At 44.9% G+C, this 6,852-nt stretch carries 3 protein-coding genes and 1 pseudogene; 2 read left to right on the forward strand and 2 right to left on the reverse strand.

Annotated elements, in window-relative coordinates; genetic code table 11:
* Positions 1 to 49: 49 nt before the first annotated feature.
* Positions 50 to 1,348, reverse strand: a complete 1,299-nt coding sequence (locus tag P5683_RS21550) for a recombinase (RefSeq protein ID WP_315641114.1) — start codon at positions 1,346 to 1,348, stop codon at positions 50 to 52.
* A gap of 319 nt (positions 1,349 to 1,667) precedes the next feature.
* On the opposite strand from P5683_RS21550, the gene P5683_RS21555 reads away from it, so the two are divergent.
* Both P5683_RS21555 and ltrA read left to right on the forward strand, forming a co-directional pair.
* Positions 1,668 to 3,071 carry a recombinase gene (locus P5683_RS21555; RefSeq protein WP_315641113.1) on the forward strand — a complete coding sequence of 468 codons (1,404 nt, stop codon included), beginning with the start codon at positions 1,668 to 1,670 and terminating at the stop codon, positions 3,069 to 3,071.
* A 793-nt stretch (positions 3,072 to 3,864) separates the two neighbouring features.
* Positions 3,865 to 5,645: pseudogene (gene ltrA / locus P5683_RS21560) on the forward strand (group II intron reverse transcriptase/maturase).
* A gap of 214 nt (positions 5,646 to 5,859) precedes the next feature.
* On the opposite strand, the gene P5683_RS21565 reads toward ltrA, so the two are convergent.
* The coding region (locus tag P5683_RS21565; protein WP_315654969.1) for a formylglycine-generating enzyme family protein at positions 5,860 to 6,852 on the reverse strand (993 nt) is incomplete at its 5' end.

The raw sequence follows: 6,852 nt of genomic DNA on the forward strand, positions 1-6,852 counted from the left end.
GCGGTTATTTCAGGCATTTCAGCCCTATTTCATGCCTAAACGTCTCGCACTATTTACTCTCATTGACGATTGCGCTATGCCCCATCATTCTAGCGCGTAACTCTACTGGTACTCCATATTTTTCACCCAACAGGTTGTACAGCCTACGAAAAGCATATTTTTGAGTTACCGGACATCCCATAGCTTTAATATGTTTACTGAATGCTACATTAAAACCCGCAGCTACAGTCCTAGGCTGGCTTCCCTCCTTCGGGGTATATTCTGGTAATATTGGTCGCTTTAATTCCAGAAAATTAAACATTTCGGGACTAGGGATTGGCGCTATAACCCGTCCCCCAGTCTTAATACTTACTTTCCTTCCCTCTGTATCAGTAAAGTAAGTATAATCACCCAATACTAAGTAATTATCCTGATTATCCGGGTCTGATAGCGCTTTGATGGTTACACCATCTTCTGTTGTATAGGGTTTGGTTAAGTTAACTGCAGCCGCTATCTCGGTAGGTCTTAATCCATACATTACCGCCATACCGGCAACCCATAGCCAACTGTGACGGACTTCGCTTATTCTATGGCTTTTAATGGTGTAGGCTTCCTGTTTGGCACTATACCACCAATCTTTAAAGGCATCGATACCTATACGCTGCTTAACCGTAAATCGTGTTTGTTTGGGGTTAATAGGCTCTAATTGCTTTAGTAGGTGGTCCTTATTGGGTGATTTTTTGGCAATGGCTTTCAGGATGTAGTAACGTTCTTTGAATGTTTTGGACCCTATCAGCTCCTCTCCATTCTGTAAGGGAGTGTACAGCATAACCTTGAAACTCTCCCAAGTAGGATAATCATCCCAATTGGGGAACTGTTCAAAAAATATCTGTTTGGTCCGATGGTATGACGATAAATCACTAACAATGTCGCGAGAACGTTTCCGTCCTGTATTGCGGTTGTACCCGGCAAAATACTCATCTTCCAGTTGTTGGAATATCTCTCGGTAGGTTATCAGATTATCCTCAATCTGATTTTTTCCTAGGATAGTCGTATCATACCAGTCCCAAAATTCACTAGCGTTACTGATAGTTCCCAGAGCCTCCGCCACTAACTTAGCTTTTTTAACTCCGTCTATCACCCCTTGGGGAGTACACTCAAGATTGGCTGTTTTGGGTAGCCGTTTTCCGGTAGGTGGCTGCTTAAACTGCAATAGCAAATTATACCTAGTCCCGGACTTTTGCAACTTGAGTGTCACCCCTTTGGGACACTCCCCCTTAAAGTCTTGATAGGCTTTCAGGAATCTATCGTAACTCTCGTCATAGTTGCCCTTTCCCCCTACGGTAGGGATGTTAGTGGCGTTACTCATTTTTTACTCACTTGTTACTCTACTACGGTTTTGAGTAACACCTAAGTAACGGTAGAATAGGGGTTATAGGCTATGTATCAGGTTCGATTCCCATATGCTCCATTTTCAGTAAAATTTTATCCTGACTGCGATAACCGGGAAAAACTTAACCCGGTTATCGCATTTTTAAAAACTATTTCACTATTTCCGGTTAACCTTAGCCAGAAGAGGCTTTTAGTGGAGAATAGGGGGGTCGAACCCACCATAAAAGCTATAACCCTTACTCTACCGTCACACTGATGCACTCGAAAGCGATCGCATTATTAGGAGTGAGTGTAAAATGAGTACAAGTACAAACAGTACGCACAGCGGTATATATCAAGGTTTTCAAGATATCCTTGAGTTTTTCAACTTATCCCGCCAACAATGTCCCAAGGGTGTCAGGATTAAGCGCAATCGGGGGACAATCCAACTAGACATCACTACTGACCCGGAGACGGGAGGGCGTAAGCAGCGAGGATGTAATTGTCAGTTCACTTCTGAGGGTATCCGTAAGGCCGTTGATAAGGCCTGGTTAGTTCATAAATCCCTTGACGGACAATTTCAGTCGGTGTCTGAATGGCTGGACTGGTACAAGGCTACTATCCTTGATGAATCCAAAGTTCCCATGGAAAACGACTTAATCACCTATCGTCAAGTGTTTAAAGAAATGGAGGATGATTACTTTAATGGGGTACACAAGAACACTAAGCGGAAACGTTCCCGTGATCTGGCTAGTGACCAAAGTTCATTTAAACGCTGTTTTCTTACTGTGTTTAACAAAGTCACAGACTGGGATGTTTATGTGAGCTGGGAGGGTATAAAAGAAGCGTTATATAGCCCGTTACAAGATGGCAGTAGTCCGGTAGGTCATAAAATATTCAAAGACAGATACTACCGACTCAGACAGGTAGCGGAACGTGCTCGATGCAAGAAAGCACTAGAGAAGATGGAAAAGATTGACCCTACCCAGACAGTATTTGCTGAATCCCAAAGTATAGACTTGGATACCTTGCTAGGCTTGCTAGACAAGGAACGTAACACTGATTATGGACGGTTGACAGACAATAATGCTCGTGATGGTTGGTGTTGGGTGTCAGCAATGTGTGCTTTATATGGATTGAGACCATCAGAGATTGCAGCAGGACAAAACTTAACCAAGGATATCACGGTTGACGGCATAACGTTCCCCGCGATAAGTGACTCCAATAACATTGAGTTAGTGTTAGTGATTGGTGAGTTTACTTGCTTTGGTAGTAGCACCAAAACAGGTCAAAGGTTAGCAATACCAATGTCAAAAGACAAGGCTTTGATTAACCGTCTAGGGATTCATAACGTCTGTTTACCTATTACTGAACCTAAGAACCCAGCGGGCTTTAATCGTAACCACAGACAATGGTTAACTAACCATAATTGGGGATTCACCCAAGCATTAGCTTTCCGATATCTAGCCAACCAACTGGGAGAGATGAACGGGATACCACAGGAAATCAGGGCGCGTTCGTTTGGTCACTCGGTAACGGTTAATGACAGCAAGTACAAAAAACGTCGCCACCTTGCCACAGAGTTAGGTATCCTGACACGACATCAAAAGCAGCCATTACCGCTAGATATGGCAAAGCAAGCACTAACCAATCATGGTATCAATCCAGACTTGCCAGAGATTAAGGCAATTCTTAGGGTAATATATCAGCTTGATGATTAACCCTCAATAAATCGACAACACAATACCCTCTAGGCTAAATACTTAGGTGCCTTCATTTGGCACTCACTCCTAAATGTGCGATCGCTTTTGAGTGCATTAGAATGACGGTAGAATAGGGGTTATAGGTGCGAGACGTTTAGGAGTGAAATAGGGATGCAATGCCCGAAATAGCCTCCTAGTGGGACTTCCACCCCTTGGTGGAATATAAGGGACTCGTATCCTGACCATCCCATAACTGTTTATATGTCCCGACGCTTGGAGAAATCTGAGCAAGGCAGGGGACTCAAGGTCATAAACAAACTGAGAAATCAGGGAGTAGAGAGTAAAGGCGATAGCCACCCCCAATTTCAGGATACACGATTCTGGGATTGAAGCGGGGAACGGAAGGCGTGAAGTAGAACCTACTACCAAATGCGACCACTGCCAACCATCCATGACTAGGGAAACCGAATGTCTGGCTTGAACCATCGTAATTATACAGTAGCGAAATAGGTTGATACGCTGCGCTCAAAAGAGCAAGGGGAAAAGTAGAGTCTTCTATATGACATCTACACAGACCTTTAAAGTACCCCGGTGGAGAGGACAAGTCTAAAGATGGAATGCCCATATAAACGGAACGTTTTAAGTCCTCCTAGACTCTAATTATCTGGTCGAGATATTAGTAGGAATAAGTGTAACCGCAAGTCTTAGAGGATGTGAGATGTGACCAGAAGCCAACGCCTTATTGTAATGATAAGGATATGCAGACGGGTCACGGTTTGATTGTAAAGAATAGAGTCTAGTAGGAGTTACTATGACGAAAGCGAGTTTAAAGAAAGGATTTGAGAAATCAAAACCAATCAAGACGTGCGTTTGTATCGAAAGCTATTCCCTGGGCGAAAGTTCAGAGAAAAGTTTTCAAGCTCCAAAAGAGGATATTTCAAGCAGCTAAATCGGGACAGGACGCAAAGGCACGAAGGTTGCAACGTCTATTGGTGAAATCATATTATGCCCGACTCTTAGCAGTACGGCGAGTAACCCAAGATAATCAAGGCAAGAAAACGGCTGGAGTCGATGGAATGAGAGCAATCTCATCAAGACAAAGGTTTGAACTTGTTGAGAATATTAAGGGAAACCTCAAAGCAAAACCACTGCGACGGGTGTGGATTCCAAAACCTGGTAGGGATGAAAAACGCCCTCTAGGAATACCCACAATCCAAGATAGAGCCAGGCAAGCCTTGGTTAAGTCGGCACTCGAACCTGAATGGGAATCGAGATTTGAAAGCACAAGCTACGGGTTTAGACCGGGCAGGTCAGCCCACGACGCAATAACACGAATTTACCAGGGTATCAACAAAAGTGAATATTACGTGTTAGATGCAGACATAGCAAAATGCTCTTACCGTGAACCATGAATACCTACTGACCCAAATTCATTGTCCAAGCAGTCTAAAGAGAGACCTGAAACAATGGCTCAAAGCGGGCGTGCTAGATAACGGTGTATTCGAGGATACAGAAGCAGGGACACCCCAAGGAGGGGTCATAAGTCCACTCCTAGCCAACATCGCACTGGATGGCATGGTTAGGTTAATTGAAACAATGTATCCTAAAAAGAAAAACGTGGCTCAAGCCACAATAATCAGATACGCCGATGATTTTGTAGTAAGATCTCCATCACTAGAAATCATTGAACAGTGCAAAACTGCAATCTCCGAATGGTTAAAACCTGTAGGATTAGAGATTAAACCTGAAAAGACTCGAATCTGCCATACGCTCAAGCCTATTGAGTATGATGGTAAAACAGAAGAGCCCGGGTTCGATTTTCTGTGATTCAATATCAGGCAATATCCGGCAGGAAGATATAAATCTGGAAAAACAGGTGGGGCAGCAAGCCGATTAATCGGTCATAAAACCCACATTAAACCCAGCAGCAAAGCAGTTAAAGCCCATACAGAAGTGATTAAGGGTGTAATCAAACAACATAAAACCGCACCCCAATCAGCCCTGATTAGCAAACTAAACCCAATCATAAGGGGATGGTCGAACTACTATTCAAGGGTAGTCTCAACAGAGACATTCGTTAAACTAGATAAGACAATCTGGTTAATGTTACGGGCATGGACAGTTTCAAGATGCGGAAAGGCAAGTCATGAAAAGTTAAGAAACTACTTCCACAAGGGAACGGTTAAACTTAGCAATGGGAAAGAACGGCATGAAACTTGGCTATTCAAAGCAAAAGATGGATTTCAACTATGGAAACATAGCTGGACCCTGATTGTCAGACACACCCTAGTGCGCCCCGACGCGACACCATACGACGGAAACTGGACTTACTGGGCAACCAGGAAAGGACAAGCAATCGACACGCCAACAAGGGTAGCTAAACTACTCAAAAAACAAAAAGGCAAATGCGCCTGGTGTGGACAATACTTTACCCCATCAGACTTAGTTGAAGTAGACCACATTATACCTCGAAACCACGGTGGAAAGGATGAATATAAGAATCTTCAACTACTGCACCGCCACTGTCACGATGATAAGACGGCGTTAGACAACGCCAACGCTGTATCCCTAACAATGGAGCAATCAGACTAGGAGCCGTATGATGGGAAACTATCACGTACGGTTTTGAATGGGAGGGGATGGAGGTGACTTCATTCTCGACCCCTAATCTATCCTGATGACTTCAAGTCCCGGGTTCCGCATTGGGAAAGAAACCCGGTTTGGCTGGGGGAAGTTGGGTTACGCTGCGCTTCACCCAACCTACATACTGGGGGAAGTTGGGTTGCGCTGCGCTTCACCCAACCTACTAAAGCGCACAGGCAACCCGAAAACCGCAGCTGAAGTAGAGGAGGTCTGAGCCGCCCCTGTCGCGGTTGGCACAACGGCAGACTACTGGATTGAAGAGCCACGAACCGCCACGCAGCACCCTTCTTTCTTGGCTTTCCAAAAAGTTGACTAAATATTCAATAGGTTTTTGATAACGAATATCGTTGTCATAATCCCACACACCACCATCCGAAGGCGCACCATTGTAGCTATCATGCCAGGGGTCAGCGCACCATTCCGAAACATTTCCGTGGATATCATACAAGCCAAAGGCGTTGGCGTTTTGAAACTGACCGACGGGGGTGGTTTGTCCGCGGTAGGCTCCCAGGGGTCCTGAGCTATAGGTGTGGTTGCCATCGTAGTTGGCGAGGTCCGTCGTCAGGGTATCACCGACATGAAAGGGGCTAGTAGTTCCGGCGCGGGCTGCATATTCCCACTCCGCTTCACTGGGTAATCGGTAGGGTTTGCCGATTCTCTTCGAGAGGCGATCGCACCACTCCATTACATCATACCATGCAACCGATTCAACGGGAAGATTTAATCCTTTAAAAGCTGAGGGGTCTGGGTTCAGGTCCCGTTGGAGTTTGGGGAAACTAGCCACTTGTCGCCATTGTGCTTGGGTAACGGGATATTTCCCCATGAGGAAGGGTTTAATCGTGACTTGGTGTTGGGGTCTTTCCTTATTTAGTGAACTTCCAGCTTCACCACTCGGCGCACCCATTTTAAAGGTTCCCCCCGGAATTTTTACCATCTCCAGAGTCACCCCATTTCCCAGGTCTTCGATAATACATTCAGCCTGACCGCGACTGCGGTTAATTTCTTGTCCCTTTGAATTGACCGTAACGATGTCAAATTCAAACTTCTGGGTTGGGGGTTTTTGACCATCAGAAGATGGCTGTAAATCTTCCAAAACTTCGGCTACAGATTGATAGCGTTTTTTAAAGACTGTCTCAACCAAACGGTCTAATATTTC

The organism is Limnospira sp. PMC 1279.21, assembly GCF_032349615.1.
Lineage (GTDB): Bacteria > Cyanobacteriota > Cyanobacteriia > Cyanobacteriales > Microcoleaceae > Limnospira > Limnospira fusiformis.